Source organism: Amycolatopsis sp. NPDC048633, assembly GCF_040650695.1.
GTDB lineage: Bacteria > Actinomycetota > Actinomycetes > Mycobacteriales > Pseudonocardiaceae > Amycolatopsis.
Genome location: NZ_JBEZHS010000026.1, coordinates 85,658 through 112,647, shown reverse-complemented (window position 1 = coordinate 112,647; position 26,990 = coordinate 85,658). Strand labels below are relative to the sequence as shown.

Here is a 26,990-nt window from a genome sequence, read left to right as displayed (position 1 = left end):
TGTGCGGTTGTTCACGCCGCGAACGGCAGTGGTTGGTGGAGGTTGTTGCGCCTGGGTCTTCGGCGTTTGTCCAGGAAGGCCGGTGGCAGGAATTCGGGGAGGCCGTCGGCGGCGATGCGGACTTGCCAGCCCGAGCGGTGCAGCAGCCGGTGATGGTGAGCGCACATCAGGACCAGGTTGCCCAGCTCGGTGGGGCCACCGTCGGCCCAGTGGCGGATGTGGTGACCCTGGCAATGCCGAGGCGGGCGGTGGCAGCCTGGGAAGGCGCAGCCGCGGTCGCGTAGGTAGAGCGCTCGCCGGAGTGGGGTTGAGACCAGGCGGCGTTGGCGGCCGATGTCGAGAGGCTCGCTCTTGGTGCCCAGCACCGCGGGGATGAGCATGCAGTCGCAGGCGTGGATCCGGGCTTCGGCTGCGGAGATCGTGCCGAGGTCGCCGAGGGCGGCCCGACCGGCACCGGCCTTGGGCATGGTGCCGGTGCCGCCGAGGGCACTCCGACCGCCGCTGGCCTTGGGTACAGCGCCGAGGTCACCGAGAGTGCTCCAGCCGCCGGTCTTGGGCATAGTGCCGGCGCTGCCGAGGGCGTGCTGACCGACAGCCGGCTCGGGTGGGGTGCCGGTGTCGCCGGTGCCTGACTTCAAGTCCGCCAACGAAACTGCGATCATCACGTGGGCTCGTTCGCCGGCCTGCATCGGCAGGTCCGGGGAGTTGAAGGCCAGGTCGATCGCGTCAGAGAACGCGTCGCCGTAGCGTTCCTGCGGCGAACGCAAGTCCGGGCCCTCGTCGGTTGTGCGGCGTTGGGCCAACGAGTCCAGCAGGGCGCTGGCTCTGGCGCCGGTTTCATCGTCGAAGCGGCCGTTCAACTCCCAGAATCCGGTTCTCTTGCGACGCAACGACAGTTCGCGGCTGGGGGTGGCCGGTTCGGCCTCGTCGGGCTCGGCGCCGTCGGGATCGAGGTGGGCCACAATGCGCGCGCCCAATGCGGCGACCTGCTTGTGCCCAGCATCTTCGGCGAAGGTCAGGAGGTGCTGCTCGGCCTCGTCGCGATGCTCGGGCGAAAGTTGAGTCACTACACCAACGATCGTGTCGATCATCGGGGTGCTCAACCGACCATCCGCGGCGGCGACACCGGTGACGGGAGCAACTGCGGGGATGGGACTACCGTCGAGGTTGCAAGCAGGAGTGAGGGCCCGGGCTCGCTTCACCACAGCCTCGGCGGCGGGCTTGGGAATATCGGCGAGGTGCTCGAAGAGTCGTGCTACAGACCGGTATCCGAACAACTCCATCACACCGCGCGACTCGATTTCCACCAGCAGCGAACCGATCTCGGCCTCGGCAGACCGCACAACAGTGAGCAGCGCGGAGACACGGTCAGCCAAGGCCACCGCATCTGCTTTCCACACCGTTTCGCTGTCCACGCACCAAGATTACCGGCAGTCGAACGCACGGTCATCACACGACAGGGTGATCCACTATGAGTTCGGCAGGGGCACCGTTGCGTGGGGAATCGGCGCTCCCGCACCGAGCGGCAAGCAACAACAAGAAGCGCCGATTTCCCACGCCCCGGCGAAGCCGTATCTTGAAAACTGAGGGACCTGAAAGCCCTAAAGCGCCGTGAGCGTAGCAAGTTTCCAGTGACCATCCATCCGCTTGGCCGTCACGGCAAGCTGAGCCACGGAAGACGACGGCGCTCCCCCGCCCTGAGTGACAGTCTGCTGATCCAGGAACAACAACAGCGAAGCGTCGTCACCCACCAAAGTCCGCACCCCCACAGCCCGCACAGTCGTCGTCCGCACCAGCTTCTCCGCCGTAGCCCGCGTACGCGCCGAAGCGAACTGGGCCTGATACTGCCGGACCGCATCGCCGGTCAACACCTCGGAAGCCGCCCGCTCAGTGCGGGCCAGGTTCCCGTAGTCGTACGAGAAAACCGCCTTCACCGCGTCACTCACTTCGGACGAAACAGAAGCAGTCGCCGCAGTGTCGACCAACGCCTGGTTGTCGCCCGGGGAAAGGGAAGCCGTCTCGATGCCGAACCACACCGCGCAGCCCAGGGCCAGCGCCACGACCAAAGCCAGCACCCGGGTCATGAGCCCGCCGCCTGGACTCCTGCGATCTTCCAGCCGGAGTCGGCGCGCGAAACGTCGACCGTCAACCGGTTCAGGCGAGGCGAAACCGCTCCTCCGCTCGTCGAGACCCGCACGTCCAGCACCGCCAGCAGACGCGCCGTCCCGCGTGAAACGTCGATCTCCGTCACCGCGGCCTGGACCAACGAGGCGGAGGAAACAGTGCGCGCCGTAGTGGCCCGGTCGATCTGCACCTGACGATCGCCCGCGAGGTCCTTGCCGTACTGCCCGGCCGTTGCCGCGATCCAGCGGTCCACGTCCGCGCCCGCCGAGCGGTAGTCGATCGTGTTCAACGTGACCAGCTCCGGGCCCGCCGCCGCCAGCACCGCGTCGCGCTCCCGGCCACGAGCGGCCGAGTCGTCCGAAGCGGCCCGCCACCACGAGTAGCCCGTGAAACCGGCCGCCAGCAAGGAAAGCACCGCGGCCACGATCAGAACCTTCACGGCGCGCCCAGCAGCTTGCCCAGCCCACCCGCCGACGGCCCGGTCAGGAGGCTCAGCATCCCCGGCAGCTGGGCCTGCGCGGGCGCCGACGTGCTCTGCGAAGGCGCGGCCGGAATCGCCGGCGGCTTGCCCGCGTACGGCGCGTTCTGCGACCCGCGCACCCCGGTCGGGCTGCCCGGCGGCTCGGCGCAGTACGCGCTCATGTTCACCGGCGCCTCGGTCTCGTCGTTCGCCGGACGCTGCTTCGTCCCTTCGTAGCCCTTCGTGCACGAAGCCGGGTCGAAGAAGTTCAGCACCACGCCCAGGTGCCCGGTGCCGTCCGGGGACGTCGACGGCGAGAACGCCGAGATGATCGGGTACGCCACCAGCAGTTCCTCGATCGCGTCCTTGCGCGACGTCGTGATCTGCGCGGTCGTCAGCAGGTTCGCGAACAGCACGCCCAGGTCGGTCCCCGAAGCCGCGAGCACGTCGCTGATCTGCCGGCTCAGCTGCGGCGCCTGCGCGATCACCCGCCGCAGGTCCGGGTCGGACGTCTTGAGCTGACCCGCGATCGTCTTCAACCCGGAAGCGAAGTCGGTGATGTTCGCGGCCTGGCGTTCCTGCGTGTCCAGCACGACCCGCGAATTCGCCAGCAGGCCTTGCGTTTCCGGGATGTACTGCGTGGCCACGGATGTCAGCGAACTCGTGCTGTCCAGGAGCTGCTGCAGTTCCGGCCCCGCGCCGGCGAACGCGTTGTACGTCTCGTCGACGACCGTCCGCAGAGAATCCGGGTGCACGCTCGCGACCAGGTCGTCGAGGTGCGTGAGCACGGTGTCCGGCGACGGCGGCAGCGACGTCTTGTCCGCCGTGATCACGGACCCGTCCGCCAAGAACGGACCGCCGTTGTGCAAGGGCAGGAGGTCGACGAACTGCTCCCCCACCGCCGACCGGTTCGCCACCTGCGCGTGCGCGTCGGCCGGGATGTCCGGGGCGCCGGAGTCGATGTCGAGCGCGACGTCGACGCCGTGCTCGGTCAGCGTCAAGCCGGTCACGCGGCCGACCGTGACCCCGCGGTAGGCGACCTCGGAGTTGACGAAGATGCCGCCGGAGTCGGTCAGCTGCGCGGTGACGACGTACCCGCGGTTGCCGAAGAGCCGGTCCAGCCCGGCGTACCGGCCGCCCGCGTAAACGACCGACACCACCGCGATGACGACGAACGCGAGCAGCTGGATGCGGATCTTGCGCGTGGTCACTTGCCGCCCCCGATCAGGCCGAGCAGGCCGCCCAGCAGCCCGGTGCCGCCGGTCTGCCCGGAGGAACCCAGGTCCGGCAACGGCAAGGGCGGCGCGACGGTGGACGACTGGCCGCCGATGCCGGAAGGCAGCGCGATCGGCGGCTGGGAAGAGTTCGTGAAGTTCTGGATCAGCGTGTCCAGGTCGAGGTTCACGTTCGCTTCGACGTTCGCGTAGTCGCCCTTGATCACGTTGCCCGCATAGTCCGGGAACGGGTACGTGAGCAGGATCTGCAGCGCGTTCGGCAGGTCGGAACCGGCCTCGCCGAGCTTGGTCAGCGTCGGCTGCAACGCCTTGAGGTTCGCGACGAGCTGGTCGCGGCTCTTCGTGACCGTGTCCACCGCGACGCCGGAAAGCGTGTTCAGCGCGTTCAGCATGCCGACGAGCTGGTCACGCTGGTCGGTGACGATCTTCAGACCCGGCGCGAGGTTGTCGAGCGCGTTGGAAAGATTCTGCGTCTGGCCGGTCAAGGTATGGGACAGCTTCCCGAGCCCGTCGATCGCGCGCAGGATCTCGGTCCGGTGCCCGTCGAGCTGGGTCGCCAGTTCGTCCACTCGCGACAGCAGGGCGCGGATCTCCGGCTCGTTGCCCGACAGCGCGTCGTTCAGCTCGTGGCTGATCTTCTGGATCTGCTCGACGCCGCCGCCGTTGAGCAGCAGGGAAAGCGCGCCGAGAACCTCCTCGACCTCGGGGTTGCGGTTGGTGCGCCCGAGCGGGATCTGCGCGCCGTCGCCCAGCTTCCCGGTGGCCTGCTCGGCGGTCGGCACGCTCAGCTCGACGAACTTCTCGCCCAGCAGTGAAGACTGCTTCAGCTCGGCACGGGCGTTCGCGGGCAGTGCGATGTCGCCGTTGACGGTCATCGCGACCAGCGCGGACCGCGTGTCCGGCGTCAGCGTGATCTTGTCGACCCGCCCGACCGCGACGTCGTTGACCTTGACGCTGGACTGCGGCACCAGGTCGAGCACGTCGGTGAACAGCGCGCTGACGTGGTACGGGTGGTCGCCGACGTCCGCGCCGCCCGGCAGCGGCGTGCCGTAGAGGCCGTTGAACCCGCCGTCGCTGCAGGCCGCCAGCACGAGCACCCCGGCGAGCACTCCCGCGAGCCGCTTCACTTCGCACCCCCCGCGAGCTGCTCCATCACGTCGACGAGCGGGAGCGGCAGCGGCGGGAGCTCGCCGTTCTGCAGGGAGTTGAGCACCTGCGGGATCGTCGGCAGCTTCAGCACGCCGTCCAGCACCGGCGCGAGCTGCTTGCAGATGTTCCCCAGCGTGTCCGGGATTTCCTTCGGCGTGCCCGCGCTGATCAGCCGACACACGGTGAGGATCGGCGGGTTGGTCAGCTCGTTCAGGTTGTCGCGGACGGCGATCGTGCCCGACGCGGCGTCGTAGGAGTTGATGAAGTTGGTCGCGCCGGTCGGCGCGATGTCGAGGACCTCGGCGAGCGAGGCCCGCTGGTCGACCAGGACCTTCGACAGCGACGCCAGCTTGTCCACATTGGACTCCAGCGCGCCCTTGTTGTCGTTGACGAACTGCTGGACGTCGCCGAGTGCCCCGCCGAGCGACTGCAGCGCGGCCCCGACGTCGGAAGAGTCGGCGGCGAGGAACTGGCTGACGTCGGCAACGCGCCCGTAGAACTCGTTGAGCTGCTGGTCGCTCTGGGCCAGCGCACCGGTGAAGGAGTTCAGGTTCTGGACGGTCGAGAACAGGTCGTCCTTCGAGCCGTCGAGGGTCTTGGCGAGGTCGGCGAGCTGCCCGACCGTCGAGTTCAGCGAAGCACCGTTGCCCTTCAACGCGTCGGCGGCGGTGTCCAGGACGCCGGACAGCGCGCCGTCCTTGTTGGCCCCGTTGGGTCCCAGCGCCGTAGACAGCTTGTCCAGGCTGGAGTACAGGTCGTCCAGCTCCACCGGTGTCGCCGTCCGGTCCTTCGCCAGCACCGTGCCGGTGGCCAGCGTCGGTCCGCTGTCGTAGGCCGGGGTCAGCTGGACGTACCGGTCGCTGACCAGGCTCGGCGCGACGACGACCGCGCCGACGCCGGCCGGCAGCTGCACCTCGTCGACCTGCATGTCGACGCGCACCGCGTCACCTTGCGGCGTGACGTCGGTGACCCGCCCGACCGGCACGCCGAGCACCCGCACCGACGAGCCCGCGTAGAGCCCGACGGTCTTGCCGAAGTACGCCGAAAACGTCGTGCCGGTAGAGGCGCGGAACACCAGCCACAGCCCGGCGGTGACGACCAGCGCGACGATGCAGGCGAAGGCCAGCCACGTCACCAGGCTGCGCCCGCGATAGGTCCGGATGGTCATCGGCCGCCCACCCCCTGGTTCGGCGCCGCGATCGGCGGGGTGCAGCCTTCGGGGTTGATGTGCAGCCCGCCGGCGGTGATCGTCGGCGGCAGCAGCCCGCACAGGTAGCCCTCGAACCAGCGGCCGTTGCCGGTGGCGTTCGCGCCGACGCGGGCGAACGGCGCCATCAGCTTGAGGCTCTGGTCGAGGTTGCCCTGGTTGCGCTGCAGGATGTCGGTCACCTTGCTCAGTTTGTCCAGCGTCGGCTTGAGCTGCGCGCGGTTGTCCGCGACGAGCCCGGACAGCTGCTGTGAGAGCTGCTGGGTGCCGGTGAGCAGCGCGTGGATCGCGGTCTTGCGGTTCTGCAGCTCGGTGAGCAGCAGGTTGCCGTCGCTGATCACGCGTTGCAGCTGCGCGTTGCGGTCGGACAGCGTCTTCGACACCTGGCTCGTGTTGGCCAGCAGCGTGTGCAGGTCGTTGTCGCGGGAGGACACGGTCTTGGCCAGCGAAGACAGGCCGGTCAGCGTGTCCTTGAGGTACTGCGGGCTGTCCTTGAGGCTGTCGGACAACGCGGTGAAGCTGTCCGCGAGCTGCTTCGTGTCGATGTCGCCGACGGTCGTCGACAGCTGTTCGAAGGCGTCCTGCAGCTGGAACGGCGTGCGCGTGCGGGCCTGCGGGATCGTCGCGTCCGGTTCCTGGGCGCCGCCGCCCTTCGGGTCGAGCGCGAGGTACTTCTCCCCCAGCAGCGTCTTGATCTCGATCGACGCCGTCGTCGCGTCGCCGACCCGGACGTCCTTGACGCGGAAGCGCACGAGCACCTGCTTGCCGGCCAGCGCCACCGAGGACACCGTGCCGACCTTGACGCCGGCGACCTCGACCTCGTTGTCCGGCGCGAGCCCGGCGGACTCGCCGAAGTACGCCGAGTACGTCGTGCCGTTGCCGAAGAACGGGAGCTGGTCGGAGAAGTACGTCGTGGCTGTGACGAGCACGATCAGCACGAGCGTCACCGCGCCGACCGCGGCCTGGTTGCGATCCTTCAGCCGTTTCACGGACCACACCTCTCCGCGCGTTGCGTGCCGGGGATCGGGATGATCGGCAGGGTGATGTCGAGCGAGGAAATGCCGATGGTGCCGGTGATCCCGCACAGGTAGTAGTTGAACCAGCTGCCGTAGGACAGGGTCCGGGTGAACTTCTGCAGGTTGCCCGGCAGCACTTCGAGCAGGTGGTTGAGCAGCACGCCGGAGTCGCCGAGGTTCTGCGACAGCACACCGAGCTGCGCGACGTCGTCCTTCAGCGCCGGGCGCGCGTCGGCGAGCAGGCCCGTCGTGGACACCGCGAGGTCGCCGAGCGCGCTGACCGCGTCGCCGATCGGTTTGCGCTGCTCGGCCAGCCCGCTGACGAGCTTCTGCGTCTGCTCGATGAGGTCGCCGAGCTGCGGGCCGTGGGCGTTGACCGTGCCGAGCACGGTGTTGAGGTTCGCGATGACCTGCCCGATCACCTGGTCCTTGCTCGCGATCGCGGTGGTGAGCGACGCGGTGTGCTGCAGCAGGCTGGTGATCGTGCCGCCCTCGCCCTGGAAGACGCTGATGATCTCGGCCGAGAGCTGGTTGACGTCCTTCGGGCTCAGTGCCTTGAACAGCGGCTTGAACCCGTTGAACAGCACGGTGAGGTTCAGCGCGGGCTTGGTGCGCTCGGGCGGGATCGTGCCGCCCTCGGCGAGCGTCTTCTGGCCCGGGACGTCGGTGCCGAGCGCGAGGTAGCGCTGGCCGACGAGGTTGCGGTACTTGATCGTCGCGGTCACCGTCTCCGGCAGCCGGTAGGCGTGCTCGACGTCGAAGCGCACCTCGGCGAGGTTCCGCTCGCCCTCGACGACCTCGATGGCGTCGACCTGGCCGACCTTGACCCCGGCGATGCGGACGTCGTCGCCTTCCTTGAGGCCGGACGCGTCGGTGAACTTCGCCAGGTAACCGGACGTGTCGCCGAAGTTGGTGTTCGCGATGGTGGCCGCGAGGACGCCGGTGAGCAGCACGGTGACGACGGCGAACACGCCGAGCTTGATCAACGACGGGAGGAAGCTCCTCATTTCAGCTCCACCTCCGCTCCGCGGTAGAGCGGCCCGACGAGCAGGCCCGCCCAGCCGGGCACGTCGCCGGGCGACGTTCCGAGCGCGGGCGAGGCGAGCAGGTCGATCAGGTCCCGCTCGTAGGACGAGCCGACGATCGAGCCGTCGCCGCCGATGGCACCACCACCGGCGGGCAGCTCACCGGACGGCGACTTCGGCGGCGCGGGCTTGCTGGACCCGTCCTTGATCGCGCCGTCCGGCGGGTACTGCGGCCAGATCCCGGGCTTCGGGACCTGCGGGTAGCACCGCGGCCCGCGCTTGTCCTCGTACTTCGGCTCGTCGACGCCGGGCAGGTACTTGCCGCGGCTGGCGGCGAACTCGATGGTGACCCGGCTGACCTCGGGGTGCGCGGTGCCCTTGCCGAACGCCAGCTCGGCCGGCGCGACCTCGCCGGCGAGCTGTTCGAGCAGGCACGGGTACTCGGGCGCGTACTTGGCGAGCACGTCCAGCGTCGGCTGGACCGCCGTGGTGAGCCGGATCAGGTTGTCCTTGTTGACCTGCAGGAAGCTCGTCAGGTCCACCGAAGCCGCGGTGACGGTGGCGTAGAGGTCGGTCAGCTGGGCGCGCTGGTCGACGATCGTCCGGCTCGTCGTCGTCAGGTCGGACAGCGCCTGCAGCAGGTCCGGCGCCGCCTTGTCGTAGGTGTTCGCGACGTTCGCGAGCCCGGTGATGTCGGCCTTGACGTCCGGCAGCGACGGGTTGAGCTTGCCGAGGTAGTCGCTCAGCTGCACGAGGGTCTGGCCGAGCTGCTTTCCGCGGCCCTCGAGCGCGGTCGACACCGCGGTCAGCGTGCTCGACAGCTTTTCCGGCTGGACGGCCTGCAGCAGCGGCATCACGTCGTCGAGCACCTTCTGCAGCTCGATCGCGGTGCTGCTGCGGTCCTGCGGGATGACGTCGCCTGCCTCGATCGGGCCCTGCGACGACTCGGGCAGCTGCAGTGAGACGTACCGCTCGCCGAACAGCGTCTTCGGCAGCAGCCGCGCCGAGACGTTCCTCGGGATCACGTGCGTCAGGTCCGGGTCGAGGGCCAGCTCCAGCTCGGCGTGGTCGCCCTTCGCCAGCACCGACCGGACCTCGCCGACGAGCATGCCGCGGACCTTGACGTCGCCGCCGGTGCGCAGTTGGCTGCCGACGCGGTCGGTCTCCAGCTTCACCAGCGTCACCGGCGTGAAGGCCTTGTTGTAGACCGCGAGCGTGAACGCGATGAACAACGCGGCGACGAGCAGGAAAGCGAGCCCCAGCACCTGGTACCGGAGCCGCTGCCAGAGTGCCTTCCTCATCCGGAGATCCTCACCGTGGTGTTGGCGCCCCAGATCGCCAGGCTGAGGAAGAAGTCCAGCACCGAGATCAGCACGATCGACGTCCGCACCGCGCGCCCGACCGCCACGCCGACCCCGGCCGGGCCGCCGCTGGCGTTGAAGCCGTAATAACAATGGGACAGGATCACGAGCACGCTGAACACGATCACCTTCCCGAACGACCACAGGACGTCGCCGGGAGGCAAGAAGAGCGTGAAGTAGTGGTCGTAGGTGCCCGCGGACTGGCCGTAGAGCCAGATGGTGATCTGCCGGGACGCGAGGTAGCTCGAGAGCAGGCCGACCGCGTACAGCGGGATCACCGCGGCGACGCCGGCGAGCACCCGCGTCGTCACCAGGTACGGCATGCTCGGCACGCCCATGACTTCGAGCGCGTCGATCTCCTCGGAGATCCGCATCGCGCCGAGCTGCGCGGTGAACCCGCAGCCGACGGTCGCGCTCAGGGCGAGCCCGGCCGAGAGCGGCGCGACCTCGCGGGTGTTGAAGTAGGCGGAGATGAACCCGGTGAGCGCGGCCGTGCCGAGCTGGTTCAGCGCGGAGTAGCCCTGGAGGCCGACGATGAGACCGGTGAACAGCGTCATCCCGATCATCACGCCGAGCGTGCCGCCGATGACGGCGAGGCCGCCGGTGCCGAAGCAGACCTCGGTGAGCAGCCGCAGCGTTTCCCGGCCGTAGCGGCGGATCGTGCGCGGCGACCAGGCGAGCGCTTTCGCGGCGAAGGCGAGCTGCTTGCCCAGCCCCTCCAGGCTCTGGCCCGGACGCGCGATGTACTCGAGCGTCCGGTCGTGGTCCACGGGTTCCGCCGTCATCACATGGCCTTCGGCGGGACGATGCGCAGGTAGATCGCGGTCAGCACGACGTTGATCAGGAACAGCAGCAGGAACGTGATGACGACGGCCTGGTTGACGGCGTCGCCGACGCCCTTCGGCCCGGGCGGCGGGTTCAGCCCGCGGAACGCCGCGACCACCCCGGCGACGAAGCCGTAGAGGAGCGCCTTGATCTCGCTGACCCAGAGGTCCGGCACCTGCGCCAGCGCGTTGAAGCTGGCCAGGTACGCGCCGGGCGTGCCACCTTGCAGGACGACGTTGAAGAAGTAGCCGCCCAGCACGCCGACGACGCTGACCAAGCCGTTGAGCAGCACCGAAACGACCATCGCGGCGAGCACGCGCGGCACGATGAGGCGCTGGATCGGGTTGACGCCGAGGACCTCCATGGCGTCGATCTCTTCGCGGATCTTGCGTGCGCCGATGTCCGCGCAGACCGCGCTGCCGCCGGCGCCCGCGACCAGCAACGCGGTGATCAGCGGGCTGGCCTGCTGCACGATGGCCAGCGCGCTGGCCGCGCCGGTGAAGGACTGCGCGCCGATCTGCGCGGTCAGCGAGCCGAGCTGCAACGCGATCACCGCGCCGAACGGGATGGCCACCAGCGCGGTCGGCAGGATCGTGACGCTCGCGAAGAACCAGCACTGCTGGATCCACTCGCGGGTCTGGAAGGGGCGCTTGAAGATCGCGCGCAGGACCTCCCACGAGAGCGTCGCGAGACGCCCGACCTGGGTCAGGGCCGCGGTTCCCGGGAGCGTGCCCGTGCTCTCGCTCACCACACCTCCCAGTACGTCGTCACCAACCCCCGAGTCTTCTCCACACCCGGTGTCCGCTTTTCGTTAGCGGTGTTAACTGATCTCGGTCAGAAGCTTCAGAAGCTGAGGTTGAGGGCGTGCGACGCCGTGGCGCCGCCGTCCGCGACGAACTCCGCTCCCGTGCAGTAGGCGCTTTCGTCACTGGCGAGGAACAGCACCAGTTTCGCGACGTCCTCGGGTTGTCCGACGCGCCCGAGCGCGACCTTCTTCCCGACGTACGACATGTCGACTTTCTGCCCGCCGGCGGCGGTCTCGACCATCTGCGTGTCGATCGCGCCGGGGTGGACCGAGTTGACCCGGATGTGCTTCTTGCCGAGCTCCATCGCCGCGACCTTGGTCATCCCGCGGATCGCGAACTTGCTCGCGGTGTAGGCGACGAGGTAGGGCATCCCGGCCAGACCCTCCACAGAGGACACGTTGACGATGGAGCCACCGCCGGCGGCGGTCATCGGTTCAACGACCGAGCGCATCCCGAGAAACGCCCCGATCTGGTTCACCCGGATCACGCGCTCGTAATCGGCCAGCTTCGTCTTGCCCAGTTCCGAGAAATGGAGGATCCCCGCGTTGTTGACCAGCACGTTCGGCGCGCCGAACTCGGCGGTGACCCGCTCGAGGGCGATGACCCAGCCGTCCTCGTCGCCGACGTCGAGGTGCTGGTAGACGGCCTGCTCCCCGAGCTCGGCGGCGAGCTGCTTGCCCTCGTCGTCGAGGATGTCGGCGACCAGCACCTTCGCGCCCTCGGCGACGAACGCGCGCGCGGCGGCCGCGCCCTGTCCGCGGGCGGCCCCGGTGATCAGGGCGATCTTCCCGTCCAGCCTCATGACTCTCCCAGGATCTCGGTGGCGGCGAACATCCGGCCGGGGTCGCGCTCGGCGAAGAACGCGCTGACCGACGTCTCGAGCTCGTCGAGGGACCACCGCTGCTCGATCCGCGGCGCTTCGACGAGGGCGACCGTGCCGCCGTGGACCACGAACACCTGGCCGTTGACGTGCTCGGCCGCGGGCGAGGCGAGGTAGGCGACGAAGGGGGCGACGTGCTCGACCGAGAGCGGGTCGGCGCCCTCGGCGGGAGCCGCGCCGAACACGCCCTCGGTCATCGCCGTCCGCGCGCGAGGGCAGATCGCGTTGGCGCGGACGCCGTACTTGGCCAGGCCGCGGGCGGCCGACATGGTGAGCGCGGTGATGCCGGCCTTCGCCGCGGCGTAGTTGGGCTGGCCGGGCGAGCCGATGAGGAAGGCTTCGGACGCCGTGTTGACCAGGCGCCCGTACACCGGCTTCCCGTCCGCTTTGGACTGGTCCCGCCAGTACTTCGCCGCGTTGCGGGACAACAGGAAGTGACCGCGCAGGTGGACGCGGAGCACGGTGTCCCAGTCGTCGTCGGACATCGAGAAGAGCATCTTGTCGCGCAGCACGCCCGCGTTGTTCACGACGATGTCGAGCCCGCCGAGGTCGAGCGCGGCGGCCAGGAGGGCGTCCGCGGTGGCCCGCTCCCCCACGTCGCCGGCGACCGCGACGGCCTTGCCACCAGCGGCTTCGATCTCTTCGACGACGTCCTTCGGCTCACCGATGTCGTTGACGACGACAGTGGCACCCTGCCCGGCCAGGGCGAGCGCTTCGGCCCGTCCCAAGCCCGCGGCGGCGCCCGTGACGATCGCTGTCCTGCCGGTCAGGCTCACGCGCGGCCTCCTCATCGAGTCCTGTGATCGGGCCTACACTAGAATCTGTTCTCGTCGAGAGCAAGCCTTTGAGTGAACACCGCTAACTGGCGATGAACAGGGCGTTCTTCGGGCAACCTTTCACAGCATCTGTAACATGTTCTACCCGATCGTCCGGAACCGGTCCCGACTGGATGACGAGCTCTTCGTCGTCGTCCAGGTCGAAGACGTCCGGCGCGAACCCCACGCACACCGCGTTCGCCTCGCAGAGCGAGCGATCGACGCCGATCTCCATGCTTCCTCCGCCGCGTGAGTCCTGGTACAACTAGAACAGGTTCTACTATAACGCCGGATCGAGGTGACGGGTGCGGATCGACTACACACCGGAGCAGCGGGCACTGGCCGCGGAGCTCCGGGAGTACTTCGCCGAGCTGATGACGCCCGAGCGGCGGGGAAGCCTCCGCGCGGGCGACGAGTACGGCGACGGCTTGGCGTACAAGGAGATCGTCCGGCAGCTGGGCAAGGACGGCTGGCTGGCGCTCGGCTGGCCGGAGGAGTACGGCGGGCAGGGCCGGCCGATGCTCGACCAGCTCATCTTCACCGACGAAGCGGCCGTCGCCGGGGTCCCGGTCCCGTTCCTCACGGTGAACACCGTCGGGCCGACCATCATGCGGTACGGCACCGACGAGCAGAAGGCGTTCTACCTGCCGAAGATCGCCGCCGGCGAGCTGCACTTCTCGATCGGCTACTCCGAACCCGAGGCCGGCACCGACCTCGCGTCCCTGCGGACGCGGGCGGTGCGCGACGGCGACGAGTACGTCGTCACCGGGCAGAAGATGTGGACCAGCCTGATCGAGTACGCCGACTACGTCTGGCTCGCCGTCCGGACCGACCCCGACGCGAAGAAGCACCGCGGCCTGTCGATGCTGATCGTGCCGACGTCGGCTCCCGGGTTTTCGTGGACCAAGGTGCGCACGGTCGCGGGCGCCGGCACCAGCGCGACGTACTACGACGGCGTGCGCGTGCCGGTGTCCGCGCGCGTCGCCGAGGAGAACGCGGGCTGGCCGCTGATCACCAACCAGCTCAACCACGAGCGCGTCGCGCTGACGTCGTCGGCGCCCGTCCGCAAGGCGCTCGCCGACGTCCTGGCGTGGGCGAAGGAGACCGGCGCCATCGACCAGGAATGGGTGCGGCTGCACCTCGCGCGGGTGCACGCCGGCGCGGAGTACCTGAAGCTGCGGAACTGGCGGATCGCCTGGGCGGCCGCGGCGAGCGAGCTGGGCCCGGCCGACGCGTCGGCGACGAAGGTGTACGGCACGGAGTTCGCGATCGAGGCCTACCGGCTGCTGATGGAGGTGCTGGGCGCGGCCGCCGTCGTCCGCGACGGCTCGCCGGGCGCGCTGCTGGCCGGGCGGATCGAGCGGCTGCACCGCTCCGCGCTGATCCTCACCTTCGGCGGCGGCACCAACGAGATCCAGCGGGACATGATCGCCGCGACCGCCCTCGGCCTGCCCGTCACGCGCTAGGAGCCAGCCCATGGACTTCACCCTTTCCGAGGCGTCGGCCGACCTGGCCGCGCTGACCCGGCGGATCCTCACCGACAAGGTCACCCACGACCCGCACGGCACCGGCGGCTTCGACGCTCCACTGTGGACGGCCCTCGGGCAGGCGGGCGTGCTCGACGCGGCCCTGCCGTCTTCGCTGGGCGGCGGCGGGTTCGGCCTGCTGGAGCAGTGCGCGGTGCTGACCGAGATCGGCCGCGCGGTGGCGGCGGTCCCCTACCTGCCGTCGATCACGATGGCGGCGTCGGCGGTGGCCGAGTTCGGCACGCCGGAGCTGGTGGACCGCTGGGTGCTGCCGGTGCTGCGAGGAGAACGCGTTCTAGCGGTGGCCCTGTCCGGCTTCACCGCTTCGGCGGGAGTGCTCTCGGGCTCCCAGTCCGCGGTCGCCTTCGGCGCGTTCGCCCACGGCTTCCTCGTGGCCGCTTCCGACGAGGTCTTCCTGGTCGACGCTTCGGCGCCCGGAGTGACGGTGCGGCCGCAGCAGACGACCGACCACGCGGACGCCGGTCTGCTGGAACTGTCCGAGGTGCCCGGCGTTTCGCTGGGCGACATCGGCGAATGGCTGCGCCTGCGCGGGACTGCCGGGGCGTGCGCGCAGCAGCTCGGCGTCCTCGATCGGGCGCTGGAGCTGACCGCGGCGTACGCGGCGGAGCGGAAGCAGTTCGACCACGTCATCGGCGGGTTCCAGGCGGTCCGCCAGCGCCTCGCGGACGCGTACGTCGACGTGGAAGCGGTGCGGCTGACGTCGCTGCAGGCGGCGTGGCGGCTGGCGTCGGGCCTCCCGTCGGCGGAAGCGGTGGCGACGGCCAAGTTCTGGGCGGCGGAGGCGGGCCACCGGGTGGCCCACACGACGGTCCACGTCCACGGCGGCGTCGGCATCGACGTCGACCACGTCGTGCACCGGTACTTCACGGCGGCGAAACGCCTGGAGTTCCTGCTGGGCTCGGCGACCCCGCAGCTCCTGGCCCTCGGCGACCTCCTCGCGGTCGAACCCTGACAGTCGGCTCGCGTACCCGGACAGTCGGCTCGCTGGCCGACCCTCCAGGTACGCGAACCGACCCTTCAGGTACGTGAGCCGACCCTCCAGGTACGTGAGCCGACCCTCCGGGTCAGGCCGTGTGGGCCCAGAACTCGCGCATAAGGCGGGTCGGCTCCGGGCTCGTCATCTCGACCTGCGTCAGCAGGACCGTGACCGTGCCCGTCGCCGGGAGCACGTGCCAGGCCGTTCCCGCGCCGCCGATCCAGCCGTACCGGCCGGGCACGTGCCACGGATCCCTCGCCTCGACGTCGACCGAACCGCCGTAGCCCCAGCCCTGGCCGTCCAGGAACATCCGGCCGGCCTCGCGCTGAGCCGGCGTCAGGTGGTCGGTGGTCATCCGGCGCACCGACTCCGGCGTCAGCAGCCGGTGGTCGCCCACCGCGCCCTCGGCCAGCAGGAACCGCCCGAACGCGAGCAGGTCGTCGGCCGTCGAAACCAGGCCTGCCGCGCCGGACGGGAACTGCGGCGGGACGCTCCACTGGCCCTCCGGCGCGTCGATCAGCCGCAGCCCCGCCTCGCCGGGCCGGTACGCGCTGGTGAACCGGCCCAGCGCCGGGGTCGGCACGGAGAACCCGGTGTCGGCCATGCCCAGCGGCTCGAACAGCCGCTCCGCCAGGAACTCCGGCAGCGGCCGGCCCGACACCCGCGCGATCAGCACGCCCTGGATGCTCGAACCGGTGCCGTAGAGCCACCCCTCCCCCGGCTGGTGCAGCAGCGGCACCTGCGCCAGCGCGGCCATCCACTCGTCCGGCGACAGGTTCCGCGGCGGCGCCACCGGGTGGCCCAGCACCTGCAGCAGCAGGTCGACCGCGGGCAGCGTCATGTCCGCCGCGAAACCGTACCCGCAGCGGAAGGTGAGCAGGTCGGCCACCGTGATCGGGCGGACGGCGGGCACGACGTCGTCGACCGGCCCGGCCGGCGTCCGCACGACCATCGGCGCCGCCAGCTCCGGCAGCCACCGCGCGATCGGGTCGTCCAGCGCGAGCTCGCCGTCGTCGACGAGCAGCATGACCGCCGCGGCGACGATCGGCTTGGTCAGCGACGCGATGCGGAACAGCGAGTCCCGCGCCATCGGCACGGTGCCCCCGACGTCGGCCGAGCCCACCACGGCCACCTCGACCTGGTCGCCGCGCGCGACGAGGGCGACCGCGCCGGGCAGGTCGGCGGCGTGCCGGGTCAGCAGTTCAGTCAGCAAGGTTCAGTCCTGGGGGTTGATGGCGCGCAGGCGCCGCGGGCCGGTGTCGGGCCGCGACGGCGGCGGCCCCAGTACGAGACGGGCGTTGGCGACGAAGGCGCCGTCCGGCGACGCCAGGATCGGGTCGAGCACCAGCGACCGCACCTCCGGGTTGTCCTCGGCCAGCGCGGCGACGCGCAGCACCATGTCCTGCAGGGCGGCGAGGTCGGCGGGCTCGTCGCCGCGGTAGCCGGTGAGCAGCGGCGCCGTCCGCGGCTCACGCAGCAGCGTGGCCGCGTCCATGTCGGTGAGCGGCACCGCCCGGTAGGCACGATCGCCCAGCAGCGTGCTGACCAGCCCGGACAGCCCGAACGACACGAGCGTGCCGAACGACGGGTCGTCCTGCAGCCCGATCACGCACGACAGACCCTTCGGGGCCATCCGCTGGACGTACACGTCGTCGTCGCCGGAGATCTCGCGCAGCGTTTCGTAGGCGGTGCGCACAGCGTCCTCGGACGACAGGTCGAGCCGCACCCCGGCCAGGTCGGGCCGGCCGCGCAGCCGCTCGTCGACGGCCTTGAGCGTCACCGGGTGGCCCAGCTCGGCCGCCGCCGCGACGGCTTCGTCCACAGTGGACGCGACGCGGAACGGGACGACGTCGATGCCGTAGCAGCCCAGCAACCGCACGACGTCGGTGTCCGAGAGCAGCGTCGTCCGGCCGTTCTCGCTTTCCAGGAGCTCGCGGACGATCACCTGCGCCTGCTCGGTGTGGATCCCGCCCGGCGTCACGAGCGTGCCCTGCGGGCGCTGCCGCCACGCCGCGTACCGGATGACCCGGGCAAGAGCGGTCACCGCGCGTTCCGGGCTCGGGTACGACGGGATCGAGCCGCGCGTCGGGACGCCGTCTTCGGAGAGGACGGCCAGCTCGTCCGGCACGCCCTCGGCGGCGAGGAACGTCGAGACGATCGGCTTGCGCTGCCCCAGTTCGACCACGGTTTCGCGCAAGGCACGCGCGTACGACGTGCCGGGGATCGCCACCGGCGGCGCGAACACGACGACCAGCGCGTCGGTGTCCGGCGAGGTGAGCGCCTCGCCGACCGCCTTGGCGAAGTCGTCCGGCCCGGCCTGCGGGCCGACGTCCACCGGGTCGAACGCCAGCCGCAGGCCCTGCATCCGCGCGGTGTCGGCGGCCAGCAGCCCGATCGCGCTGGAGTTGCCGACGATCGCGACCCGCGGCCCGGCGGGCAGCGGCTGGTGGGCGAACACGAGCGCGGTGTCGAACAGCTGAGCCAGCGACTCGACCCGGACGACACCGGCCTGCTCGAACAGCGCCTGGACGCTGGCCTCGTCGATCTCCGTCGACGTCGCAGCCAGCTGCGGGCGGACCGCGTGCCGCCCCGACTTCACCGCGACGATTGGCTTCGTCCGCGCCAGCCTCCTGGCCAGCCGCGCGAACTTGCGCGGGTTGCCGAAGGACTCCAGGTACAGCAGGACGAGGTCGGTGTCCGGGTCGGTTTCCCAGTACTGGAGCAGGTCGTTGCCCGAGACGTCGGCGCGGTTGCCGGCCGAGACGAACGTCGACAGCCCGAGGCCGCGCGACTCGGCGTCGGCCAGGATCGCGGTGCCGAGCGCACCGGACTGGCAGAAGAACCCAGTGCGCCCGCGTACGGGCAGGCGCGGGGCGAGGGTGGCGTTGAGCCGGACGCCGGGCGCGGTGTTCAGCACGCCGAGCGCGTTCGGGCCGACGACGCGCATGCCGTGCGCCCGCGCCTCGCCGACCAGCCGCAGCTCGGCGTGCAGACCGTGCGGACCGGCCTCGCCGAACCCGCCGGAGACGATCAGCAGCGTCTTGACGCCCTTCGCCAGGCAAGCGTCCAAAACGGACTCGACGGCCTCGGCGGGCACCGCGACCAGCGCCAGGTCGACCTGGTCCGGGATCTCGAGCACCGACGGGTACGCGCGGACGCCGCGGATCGAGTGGTGCTCCGGGTTGACCGGGTAGACGGTGCCGGTGAACGCGGCGGCCAGCAGGTTCACGAAGGCGACGTGGCCGACCTTGCCCGGCTCGGCGGACGCGCCGATCACCGCGACCGACGTCGGGTGCAGCAGGTTGTGCACGCTGCGCGCCTCGGCGGCCTGCTCCCGGGAGCGCGCGACCGCGAGGGACTCCTCGGTCGGGTCGATGTCGAACTCCAGGTGCAGCACGCCTTCCTCGAACTCGCGGCTGACCTGGTAGCCGGCGTCGCGGAAGACCCGCACCATGGCGGCGTTCTCGGCGAGCACCTCGGCGACGAATCGGCGCAGCCCGCACTCCGCCGCGGCCGCGGCGAGGTGTTCCAGGAGGATCGAGCCGACGCCGCGGCCCTGGTGCGCGTCGCTGACGACGAAGGCGACCTCCGCCGACGGCCCGTGGTCGAGCCGTTCGTACCGGCCGACCGCGACGATGTCGTCGCCCAGGAAGGCGGCGAACGCGACCCGGTCGTGGTGGTCGACCGTGGAGAACCGCTTCAGGTCCTTCTCGGGGATCCGCGGGTAGGCGCCGAAGTAGCGGAAGTACCGCGTGCGCTCGGACAGCTTGCCGTGGAAGGCGACGAGGCCGTCGGCGTCGGTGGGGACGACCGGGCGCAGGTGGACGGTGCCGCCGTCGGACAGCACGACGTCGGCCTCCCAGTCACGGGGGTAGTCGAAGGGGTCCCGGCCGGCCATCGTCAGTCCCTGGGGTCGTCCGGGTCGAGGCCGTGCAAGGGGAAGACGGCCCGGCGGGTGTCCCGGACGGCGACGTCGACCGGGTCGTCCTCGCCGTCGCCCCACGGCTTGAACTCGGTTTCGCGGTCGTCGGTCATCGCCGTGGGCAGCTCGGCGTGCGGCGCGGCCTTGCTGACAGTGGAGACCCAGCCGGGCGGTAGCGGCGTCGAGGGGGCGACGTCCCGGTCGAGGACGGTGGCGATCAGGTGCGTCCACGACCGCGGGACGACCCGGATCAGCTGGTACCCGCCCCCGCCGACGGCGATCCACTTGCCGCCCGCGTAGGTCTCGGCGAGGTCGCGGAGGGTGGCGTAGATGGTGCGGTGCCCGTCGACGGACAGCGAGAGGTCCGCGAGGGGGTCTTCCTCGTGCGAGTCGACGCCGCACTGGGTGAACAGCAGCTGCGGCTCGAAGTCGGCCAGGAGCGAAGGGACGACGGCGGTGAAGGCGCGCAGCCAGCCGGGGTCCCGCGTGCGCGGCGGCAGCGGCACGTTGACCGCGGTGCCGTCGGCCTTCCCGCGGCCCGTCTCGGCGGAGTAGCCGGTGCCCGGCCAGAGCGTGAAGGGGTGCTGGTGCATCGAGATGGTGAGGACGCGCGGGTCGTCGTAGAAGGCGGCCTGGACGCCGTCGCCGTGGTGGACGTCGGTGTCGATGTAGGCGATCCGCTCGAAGCCGTGGTCCAGCAGCCACGAGATGGCGACCGCGCAGTCGTTGTAGACGCAGAACCCGGACGCCTGGTCCCGCATGGCGTGGTGCAGGCCGCCGGCGATGTTGACGGCCCGCGTCGCCTCGCCTTCGGCGATCTTCCGGGCGGCCAGCAGCGTCGAGCCGACGACCAGCGCGGAGGCGTCGTGCATGTCGGTGAAGACGGGGTTGTCGGCGGTGCCCAGCCCGTGCCCGACGTCCCACCCGACGAGCGGCGCCTCCCGCACGGCGGCGAGGTACTCGGGAGCGTGGATCCGGAGCAGCTCTTCGTCGCCGGCGCTGGTGGGGACGAGCAGCTCGACGTCGTCGAGCACGCCGAGCTCGGTGGCCAGCCGGACGGTGAGCTCCAGCCGGACGGGGTTGAACGGATGGTCCCCGCCCAGGTCGTAACCCAGCAGGGCGGAGTCCCAAACAACAGCCGGCGACATGCGACCGACTCTAGTGCCGATCCCGGAAATCCGTGGACCGGAAGCGGCGTGCCTGTTTCGCTGCGCGAGTGATCTCCTCGCCTCTTCACGTGACCGACCACGGCGGTTCCGGGCCCGCGGTGGTCCTCCTCCACGGCGGCGGCCGCGACAGCTCCGACTGGGACCCCGTGGTCGCCCGGCTCCGCGCGCTGGGCGCCCGCCCGGTGACGGCCGACCTGCGCGGCCACGGCTCGACCCCCGCGGCACCCTGGACGTGGGACCTGGCCCTCGCCGACGTCGCCGGGGTCGTCTCCGGCCTGTCGCTGGACCGGCCGGTGGTGGTGGGCCATTCACTGGGCGGCATGGTGGCGACGCTCTGGTCCGGGATCGCCGACTGCCCGCTGGCGATCAACCTGGACGGCCACGGCAACCCGACGTCCCCGGCCCACTACGCGGGCTTGGCTGACCCTTTGGCGGGCCACGTGGCGGTCCGGACGGCGTTGGACACCATGGCCGCCGGCCTCGACGAGGACTTCCGGGGCGTGCTGCGGGCGATCGACGCACTGGACCTGTTCGCGGCGTACCGGCGCGCCCGAGGTCCGCTGGTGGTCACCCGCGGGACGCACTCGATGGCGGGCTTGCTGCCGGAGGACGCGCAGGAGCCGTGGCGCGCGTACGAGAGGTGGACGCTCGCCGAGCTGCGCCGGACCGCCACGGAGGTGCCGACGTTCCGGTTGCAGGAGACCGACACGGGCCACGACGTGCATCTGGAGGACCCGGACCTGGTGGTCTCGCTCCTGGCGCCGGTTTTGGGCGGCTGATCGGGCGCCCGGCCCGGCTTCCCGCCGCTTGGGTGCGCCCGGGTGCCGGACCGAGGGCGAGGCCTGCGACCACCGGTGCCCGGCTGGCTCCCTCGGCTCCCGCTCAGCCGGGAAAGGCTGCTGCGCACCCCGAGGCAACCCGGGTTGCGAAGCCGGGCCAGATCACCAGGGCCCGGCTTGGCTCCCTCGACTCAGCCGGGGAGGGCGCTGCTCACCCCTAGACAACCCGGGTTGCGAAGCCGGGCCAGACCCACCAGCCCCCAGCGACTCCCCGGCTCAGCCGAAAGGCTGCTACTCACCCGAGACAACCCGGGTTCCGAAGCCGGACCAGACCCCAGCCCTCGGCGGCTCCGTCGGCTCAGCCGGGGAGGGTGCCCGTCGCCGCCGGGCGGTGTGGGTCTCGGGACCAGTGGGACCACGAGCCCGCGTACAGCCCCGCGCCCGGGTGGCCTGCCAGCTCCAGCGCCAGCACCACCGAGCTCGCCGTGACCCCCGAGCCGCAGTACGCGCCGACCGGCTCGCCCGGGCGCAGGCCCAGGTCCGCGAACCGGGCAGCCAGCTCGTCGGGCGCGTGCCAGCGGCCGTCGTCGGCCGTGTGGCCCGCGAACGGCGCGTTCACCGCGCCCGGGATGTGCCCGGCCCGCGGGTCGACCGGCTCGGTCTCGCCCGCGTAGCGCGGCGTGGCGCGGGCGTCGAGCAGCAGGCCGTCGCGGGCCAGCGCCGCCGCCTCGTCCGCGTCGAGCACCGGCATGCCGCCCGGGCGGACCGTGAGGTCGCCCGGCTCCGGCCGCGCCGCTTCCGTGCTCACCGGGTGGCCGCCGGCGGTCCACGCAGCGTAACCACCGTCGAGCACGGCCACCTCGTCGTGGCCGGCCCAGCGCAGCAGCCACCACGCCCGCGCGGCCACCGAACCGTCGGCGTCGTCGTAGACCACCACCGGCGCGCCCGCCCGCACGCCGGCCGCGCGCAGGTCGCGCTGCAGGTCGGCGGGGTCGGGCAGCGGGTGCCGGCCGCCTTCGCCCGGCTCGCCCGCGAGCGCGCGGTCGAGGTCGACGAACACCGCGCCGGGCACGTGGCCCTCCTGGTAGGACTCGGCGCCGGGCGGGCCGGCGAGCCGCCAGCGGACGTCGAGGACGGCGGGCCGGTCCCCCGCCGGGCCGCCGAGCGCGGCGGCGAGGTCGGTGGTGCTGATCAGCGGACGCATGCCTCCCATCTTCCAGCGGCCGCCCGCCCGGCCGCGGCGGGGTGCGGACATATCCGTCACCGGCGAGTTTTACCGATCCGGCCGAAAGCAGGCGGAGACGGACCGCAGCGGACCCGCCCGTGGTGCCGGGTTCCGCCGTGGCTGCCGGTCTGATCGGTAACCATCGGCGCGGTATCCCCAAGGGCCGCCGCCGCTGTCGGGGTCAACGACTACGATGAGCAACGCGGACGAAGGGGACAGCGTGAACGATCTCATCGACACCACCGAGATGTACTTGCGTACGATCTACGAGCTTGAAGAAGAAGGCGTCGTCCCGCTGCGCGCCCGCATCGCCGAGCGACTGCAGCAGAGCGGCCCGACCGTCAGCCAGACCGTCGCCCGCATGGAGCGCGACGGGCTGGTCGTGGTCGCCGACGACCGGCACCTCCAGCTGACCGACCACGGCCGCGAACTGGCCATCGCCGTCATGCGCAAGCACCGCCTGGCCGAGCGCCTCCTCGTCGACGTCATCGGCCTCGAGTGGGAACACGTCCACAACGAGGCGTGCCGCTGGGAGCACGTGATGAGCGAGGCCGTCGAGCGCAAGCTGGTCAAGCTGCTCGACCACCCGACCACCTCGCCCTACGGCAACCCGATCCCCGGCCTGGACAAGCTGGGCGACGGCGACCCGGCCCCGCCCGCGGAGGCCGACCTCGTCCGGCTCGACGAGTTCGCCCGCACCGGCGGCGGCCGCGTCGAGATCCGGCGCATCGCCGAGCACGTCCAGCTGGACGAGTCGCTGATGACCGAGCTCAAGTCCGTCGGCATCGTGCCGGGCGGCACGGTCACCATCGGCCGGGCCAACGGCAGCACCATCGAGGTCACCGGCGGGGACACCACCGCCCAGGTCGCCAGCTCCGCGCTGCACGCCGTCCTGGCGCAGGCCAGGTGAGCCCGGCCTCGGAGGCCAAGGCGGCGTTCCGCACGGTGCACGGCGTCGAGCCGGCCGGTGTCTGGTCCGCCCCGGGGCGGGTCAACCTGATCGGCGAGCACACCGACTACAACGACGGCTTCGTGCTGCCGTTCGCGCTGCCGCACCGCCTGGCCGCGGCGGCGTCACCCCGCGACGACGGTGTCCTGTCGGTGGCCACCCTGGGCGACGACGGCCAGCTCCAGCGCTCCGGCGAGCTCAAGATCGCCGACCTGGCGCCGGGCACGGTCGACGGGTGGGCCGCGTACCCGGCGGGGGTCGCGTGGGTGTTGCGCGACCAGGGCTTCACGGCCGGTGCCGACCTCGTGATCGCCGGGGACGTGCCGTCGGGGGCGGGACTCTCCTCCTCCCACGCGCTCGAGTGCGCGGTGTCGCTGGCGCTGCTGGGCCTGGCCGGGCTGGAGCTGGACACGCCCGGCGACCGCGTCCCGACCCGGCCCGAGGTCGCGCGGTGGGTCCAGCGCTCGGAAAACGACTTCGTCGGCGCGCCCACCGGCCTGCTCGACCAGACGGCGTCCCTCTGCTGCGCCGAGTCCCACGTCCTGTTCCTCGACGTCCGGTCGGGCGAGCAGGAGCAGGTGCCGTTCGGCCTGGCCGACGCCGGGCTGCAGGTGCTGATCATGGACACCCGCACGAAGCACTCGCACGCCGAGGGCGGGTACGGCGAGCGTCGCCGCGGCACCGAATGGGCCGCCGAGCTGCTCGGCGTCAAGGCCCTGCGCGACATCACCGTCGACGGGCTGTCGGCGGCCCTCGACCGGCTGCCCGACGACCTGGTGCCGCTCGTGCGGCACGTCGTCACCGAGAACCAGCGGGTCCTCGAAGTGGTCGAACTGCTGCGTGCGGGCCGCTTGGCCGACATCGGCCCGTACCTGGACGCCTCGCACGTCAGCATGCGCGACGACTACCGGATCTCCACGGCCGAGCTGGACCTCGCGGTCGACTCGGCGGGGCAGGCCGGCGCCCTCGGCTCCCGGATGACCGGCGGCGGTTTCGGCGGCTCGGCGATCGCGCTGGTCCGCGACGCCGACCTGGACGGGGTCAAGGCAGCCGTCGAAGCGGCGTACGAAAAGGCCGGCTACCGGCGGCCGCGGATGTTCACCGCGGTGCCCTCCCGCGGCGCCGGGCGCGACGAGCTCTGAGGCCGCGCGGGTCCGCTCGGGGCAACCCCCGCGCGGACCCGCGCGTCGCCTGGAGGGAAGACTGTGGCGCACAGTCACCACCCTCGACAGGAAGGCCTGGACGTGTCGGAGCAGAGCAACGCCCTGAAACTGGTCGTGACGGGCGGAGCCGGGTACGTCGGCAGTGTCTGCGCCGCCCGGCTGATCGAGGCCGGGCACCAGGTCACCGTCGTCGACGACCTGTCCACCGGCCACGCCGACGCCGTCCACCCGGACGCGCGGTTCATCGAGGGTGACGCCGCCGAGGTGGCGGGCAGCCTGCTGCGCGAGGGCTTCGACGGCGTGCTGCACTTCGCGGCCAAGTCGCTGGTCGGCGAGTCGATGCTGGAGCCGGCGAAGTACTGGGAAGGCAACGTCGTCACGTCGCTGCGGCTGCTCGAGGCCATGCGCGAGCACGGCACGCCGCGCCTGGTGTTCTCCTCGACGGCGGCGACCTACGGCGAGCCGGACCAGTCGCCGATCCCGGAGTCCGCGCCGGCCCGGCCGACCAACACCTACGGCGCGACGAAGCTCGCCATCGACCACGCGATCACCAGCTTCGCCGTGGCGCACGGGCTGGCGGCGGTGAGCCTGCGGTACTTCAACGTCGCGGGTGCGTACGGCGCGTTCGGGGAGCGCCACACCACGGAAACCCATCTGATTCCCCTCGTCCTCCAGGTCGCCACGGGCGACCGCGAACAGATCAAGATCTTCGGCGACGACTACCCGACGCCGGACCACACGGCGATCCGCGACTACATCCACGTCGTGGACCTCGCGGATGCGCACCTGCTGGCGCTGAAGCACGCCACGGCGGGCGAGCACCGCATCTACAACCTGGGCAGTGGCACGGGGTTCTCCGTGCTCGAGGTGATCGAGGCGTGCCGCGAGGTCACCGGCCACCCGATCCCGGCCGAGGTGGCGCCGCGGCGGGCGGGCGACCCGTCGGTGCTCGTGGCGGCCAGTGACCGGGCTCGGGAAGAGCTGGGCTGGAAGCCGGAGCGGACCGAGCTGACCGGGATCGTGCGGGACGCCTGGGAGTTCACCCGGGCCCGTCAGGGCTGAGGCCGCCGGCCGCGCCAGGCAGCGGCAGTCCGCCACCTGGCGCGGGAAGGGCGAAGCCGGTCGGATGCACGCGCCCGGTCACCCCGGCTTTGCGGCGAACTCCGAGCGTCCACACGCGACACCCGCCGGCAGCCATGCGTCGGGCTCCTCGAGATCCGCCGGCTCCAGGCCGAAGCCGGACAAACCCGTCGGGTCCGCGGTCAGCGCCAGGCCCAGCAGCTGGTCCGGGGGCAGGCCCTGGTTCAGCACCGTCTTCAGCAGCCCGGCCAGCACGTGGTCCGGCTTGGCCGCCAGCGCGTTCTCCAGTGCCATGCCCGCGAACGTGCCGTCGCCGCGCATGAACGCCGTGTAGCCCAGCAAGGTCGCCGCCTCCGCGCGTTCCGGGGCCGGCAGCTCCTGGACCAGCGTCAGCCACAAGCGCTCCGCCTCGCGCGCGGCCGGGGTGTGGGGTGGGACCGCCATCCCCAGGCACACGTCCCGGATCTCCGGGAGCGTCAGGGCCCTCGCGAGGGCGACCGCTTCCTCGTCCGTCGGCGGTCCCGCGCCGCGCAGCTGACGCTCGAACGCCGCCCGGATCGCCGATGCCGCCTCGGAGACGCACCTCGCGTCCGGCCAAGGCAAAGTCGGCAGCCGGGCCAGCGATTCGGCCCGGCGGGCGAGTGCTTCCGGGGATCGCGGGGCGAGCAGCGCCGCCAGCTCGTCGCGGCTGTCGAACGCCACCGAGCCGCCGCCCGTCGCGACCGCCGCCGCCACGGTCGCGCGGGGGTCCGGCAGCTCGCCGCCGCAGTCCGGGTCCGCGTAACAACCCCACGGTGCGCCTTCGCTGATGTCCGCCGCCCACATCGCGTGCAGCACCGGGAGGCCGAACTCGCCCAGGGCGTCCGCCAGCAGCTCGACGAAGCCCGCGTGCGGCGGCGGGCTGCCGGGTCTTCGCCGGCCGCCGACCACCACCAGCGTCACGCCCGTGTGCGGGGCCAGCGCGAAGCGCGGGGCTAGCGCCCGGGCCTGGTGGGCCCGGTCCGCCCGAGGCGGGAGGTCACCACGCAGCACCAGGCCCAGCCGGTTGCCCGCGGGTGCCCGGTGCCCGAGCAGGACGACGGAGTTCGCGGGCCGGAACCCGATCAGGTAAGGGAGCGCGGCCAGCAGCTGCGCGGGGCTTCGGAGGTCGACCGGCCGGCCGGTCGGGGTGGAAGTGGTCATGCCTCCACCGTGGGGCAAGACGGGGCCCGATGGGGCGGTGGCGGCAAATCTGTGGATCGGCGGGGCCGATGTGGACGAAACCGGCCGGCGGGCGG

General features: G+C 71.4%; 25 protein-coding genes. 6 read left to right on the top strand and 19 right to left on the bottom strand.

Annotated features, from left to right (window positions below; all coding sequences use genetic code 11):
- Nucleotides 1-11 precede the first annotated feature (11 nt).
- The 14 genes from AB0C38_RS34920 to AB0C38_RS34855 all read right to left on the bottom strand — a co-directional run bounded on the left by AB0C38_RS34920 (nt 12) and on the right by AB0C38_RS34855 (nt 13,138).
- Nucleotides 12-1,415 carry a DUF222 domain-containing protein gene (locus tag AB0C38_RS34920; protein ID WP_360681766.1) on the bottom strand — a complete coding sequence of 468 codons (1,404 nt, stop codon included), beginning with the start codon at nt 1,413-1,415 and terminating at the stop codon, nt 12-14.
- Nucleotides 1,416-1,601: 186 nt separating this feature from the next.
- Nucleotides 1,602-2,084 carry a hypothetical protein gene (locus AB0C38_RS34915; protein ID WP_360681765.1) on the bottom strand — a complete coding sequence of 161 codons (483 nt, stop codon included), beginning with the start codon at nt 2,082-2,084 and terminating at the stop codon, nt 1,602-1,604.
- Nucleotides 2,081-2,563, bottom strand: coding sequence for a hypothetical protein (locus AB0C38_RS34910; RefSeq protein ID WP_360681763.1), 483 nt, complete (start codon nt 2,561-2,563; stop codon nt 2,081-2,083). Before AB0C38_RS34910 ends, AB0C38_RS34915 begins: the two co-directional genes overlap by 4 nt.
- Entirely contained in the window at nt 2,560-3,795 is a 1,236-nt protein-coding gene (locus tag AB0C38_RS34905; protein WP_360681761.1) for an MCE family protein, read from the bottom strand. The genes AB0C38_RS34910 and AB0C38_RS34905 overlap by 4 nt, the downstream gene beginning before the upstream one ends.
- Nucleotides 3,792-4,946: an MCE family protein gene (locus AB0C38_RS34900; protein WP_360681759.1), complete on the bottom strand. Its 1,155-nt coding sequence runs from the start codon at nt 4,944-4,946 to the stop codon at nt 3,792-3,794. Before AB0C38_RS34900 ends, AB0C38_RS34905 begins: the two co-directional genes overlap by 4 nt.
- Entirely contained in the window at nt 4,943-6,136 is a 1,194-nt protein-coding gene (locus AB0C38_RS34895; RefSeq protein ID WP_360681757.1) for an MCE family protein, read from the bottom strand. The genes AB0C38_RS34900 and AB0C38_RS34895 overlap by 4 nt, the downstream gene beginning before the upstream one ends.
- Nucleotides 6,133-7,164: an MCE family protein gene (locus AB0C38_RS34890; RefSeq protein WP_360681755.1), complete on the bottom strand. Its 1,032-nt coding sequence runs from the start codon at nt 7,162-7,164 to the stop codon at nt 6,133-6,135. The genes AB0C38_RS34895 and AB0C38_RS34890 overlap by 4 nt, the downstream gene beginning before the upstream one ends.
- Complete coding sequence (locus AB0C38_RS34885; protein WP_360681753.1) at nt 7,161-8,198, bottom strand: MlaD family protein; 1,038 nt, start codon at nt 8,196-8,198, stop codon at nt 7,161-7,163. The genes AB0C38_RS34890 and AB0C38_RS34885 overlap by 4 nt, the downstream gene beginning before the upstream one ends.
- Nucleotides 8,195-9,517: an MCE family protein gene (locus AB0C38_RS34880; RefSeq protein WP_360681748.1), complete on the bottom strand. Its 1,323-nt coding sequence runs from the start codon at nt 9,515-9,517 to the stop codon at nt 8,195-8,197. Before AB0C38_RS34880 ends, AB0C38_RS34885 begins: the two co-directional genes overlap by 4 nt.
- Nucleotides 9,514-10,362 carry an ABC transporter permease gene (locus AB0C38_RS34875; RefSeq protein ID WP_360681747.1) on the bottom strand — a complete coding sequence of 283 codons (849 nt, stop codon included), beginning with the start codon at nt 10,360-10,362 and terminating at the stop codon, nt 9,514-9,516. Before AB0C38_RS34875 ends, AB0C38_RS34880 begins: the two co-directional genes overlap by 4 nt.
- Nucleotides 10,362-11,150: an ABC transporter permease gene (locus AB0C38_RS34870; protein WP_155542112.1), complete on the bottom strand. Its 789-nt coding sequence runs from the start codon at nt 11,148-11,150 to the stop codon at nt 10,362-10,364. The genes AB0C38_RS34875 and AB0C38_RS34870 overlap by 1 nt, the downstream gene beginning before the upstream one ends.
- 95 nt (nt 11,151-11,245) lie before the next feature.
- The gene (locus AB0C38_RS34865; RefSeq protein ID WP_360681745.1) at nt 11,246-12,010 is read right to left on the bottom strand and encodes a glucose 1-dehydrogenase; all 765 of its coding nucleotides are present in this window, start codon (nt 12,008-12,010) and stop codon (nt 11,246-11,248) included.
- On the bottom strand, nt 12,007-12,864 hold the full coding sequence (locus tag AB0C38_RS34860) for a 3-oxoacyl-ACP reductase (protein WP_360681744.1): 858 nt from the start codon (nt 12,862-12,864) through the stop codon (nt 12,007-12,009). Before AB0C38_RS34860 ends, AB0C38_RS34865 begins: the two co-directional genes overlap by 4 nt.
- A gap of 82 nt (nt 12,865-12,946) precedes the next feature.
- On the bottom strand, nt 12,947-13,138 hold the full coding sequence (locus AB0C38_RS34855) for a ferredoxin (protein ID WP_360681742.1): 192 nt from the start codon (nt 13,136-13,138) through the stop codon (nt 12,947-12,949).
- Nucleotides 13,139-13,208: 70 nt separating this feature from the next.
- On the opposite strand from AB0C38_RS34855, the gene AB0C38_RS34850 reads away from it, so the two are divergent.
- Entirely contained in the window at nt 13,209-14,369 is a 1,161-nt protein-coding gene (locus tag AB0C38_RS34850; protein WP_360681741.1) for an acyl-CoA dehydrogenase family protein, read from the top strand.
- 10 nt (nt 14,370-14,379) lie between these two features.
- Nucleotides 14,380-15,402, top strand: coding sequence for an acyl-CoA dehydrogenase family protein (locus tag AB0C38_RS34845; protein ID WP_360681739.1), 1,023 nt, complete (start codon nt 14,380-14,382; stop codon nt 15,400-15,402).
- Between the two features lie 112 nt (nt 15,403-15,514).
- Here AB0C38_RS34845 and AB0C38_RS34840 read toward each other — a convergent pair whose 3' ends face one another.
- From AB0C38_RS34840 to AB0C38_RS34830, 3 genes are read right to left on the bottom strand one after another with little or no spacing between them, the layout of a single operon-like run.
- Nucleotides 15,515-16,639 carry a serine hydrolase domain-containing protein gene (locus AB0C38_RS34840; protein WP_360681737.1) on the bottom strand — a complete coding sequence of 375 codons (1,125 nt, stop codon included), beginning with the start codon at nt 16,637-16,639 and terminating at the stop codon, nt 15,515-15,517.
- A 3-nt stretch (nt 16,640-16,642) separates the two neighbouring features.
- A complete protein-coding gene (locus tag AB0C38_RS34835) occupies nt 16,643-19,324 on the bottom strand; it encodes a GNAT family N-acetyltransferase (RefSeq protein WP_360681735.1) in 2,682 nt (893 codons plus the stop codon).
- A gap of 2 nt (nt 19,325-19,326) precedes the next feature.
- Nucleotides 19,327-20,496, bottom strand: a complete 1,170-nt coding sequence (locus AB0C38_RS34830) for an acetoin utilization protein AcuC (protein WP_360681733.1) — start codon at nt 20,494-20,496, stop codon at nt 19,327-19,329.
- A gap of 89 nt (nt 20,497-20,585) precedes the next feature.
- On the opposite strand from AB0C38_RS34830, the gene AB0C38_RS34825 reads away from it, so the two are divergent.
- Entirely contained in the window at nt 20,586-21,296 is a 711-nt protein-coding gene (locus AB0C38_RS34825) for an alpha/beta hydrolase (protein WP_360681732.1), read from the top strand.
- A gap of 358 nt (nt 21,297-21,654) precedes the next feature.
- Here the strand turns inward: AB0C38_RS34825 and AB0C38_RS34820 are convergent, their stop codons facing one another.
- Nucleotides 21,655-22,500 (bottom strand): sulfurtransferase, encoded by an 846-nt coding sequence (locus tag AB0C38_RS34820; RefSeq protein ID WP_360681730.1) that lies wholly within the window; start codon nt 22,498-22,500, stop codon nt 21,655-21,657.
- Between the two features lie 214 nt (nt 22,501-22,714).
- Here AB0C38_RS34820 and AB0C38_RS34815 point away from each other — a divergent pair, with 214 nt between their 5' ends.
- The 3 genes from AB0C38_RS34815 to galE all read left to right on the top strand — a co-directional run bounded on the left by AB0C38_RS34815 (nt 22,715) and on the right by galE (nt 25,695).
- Complete coding sequence (locus AB0C38_RS34815) at nt 22,715-23,431, top strand: metal-dependent transcriptional regulator (protein WP_360681729.1); 717 nt, start codon at nt 22,715-22,717, stop codon at nt 23,429-23,431.
- On the top strand, nt 23,428-24,612 hold the full coding sequence (gene galK, locus AB0C38_RS34810) for a galactokinase (RefSeq protein WP_360681728.1): 1,185 nt from the start codon (nt 23,428-23,430) through the stop codon (nt 24,610-24,612). Before AB0C38_RS34815 ends, galK begins: the two co-directional genes overlap by 4 nt.
- 102 nt (nt 24,613-24,714) lie before the next feature.
- Complete coding sequence (galE, locus tag AB0C38_RS34805) at nt 24,715-25,695, top strand: UDP-glucose 4-epimerase GalE (RefSeq protein WP_360681726.1); 981 nt, start codon at nt 24,715-24,717, stop codon at nt 25,693-25,695.
- 78 nt (nt 25,696-25,773) lie between these two features.
- On the opposite strand, the gene AB0C38_RS34800 is transcribed toward galE, so the two are convergent.
- Complete coding sequence (locus AB0C38_RS34800; protein ID WP_360681724.1) at nt 25,774-26,895, bottom strand: DUF4192 domain-containing protein; 1,122 nt, start codon at nt 26,893-26,895, stop codon at nt 25,774-25,776.
- Between the last annotated feature and the right edge of the window lie 95 nt (nt 26,896-26,990).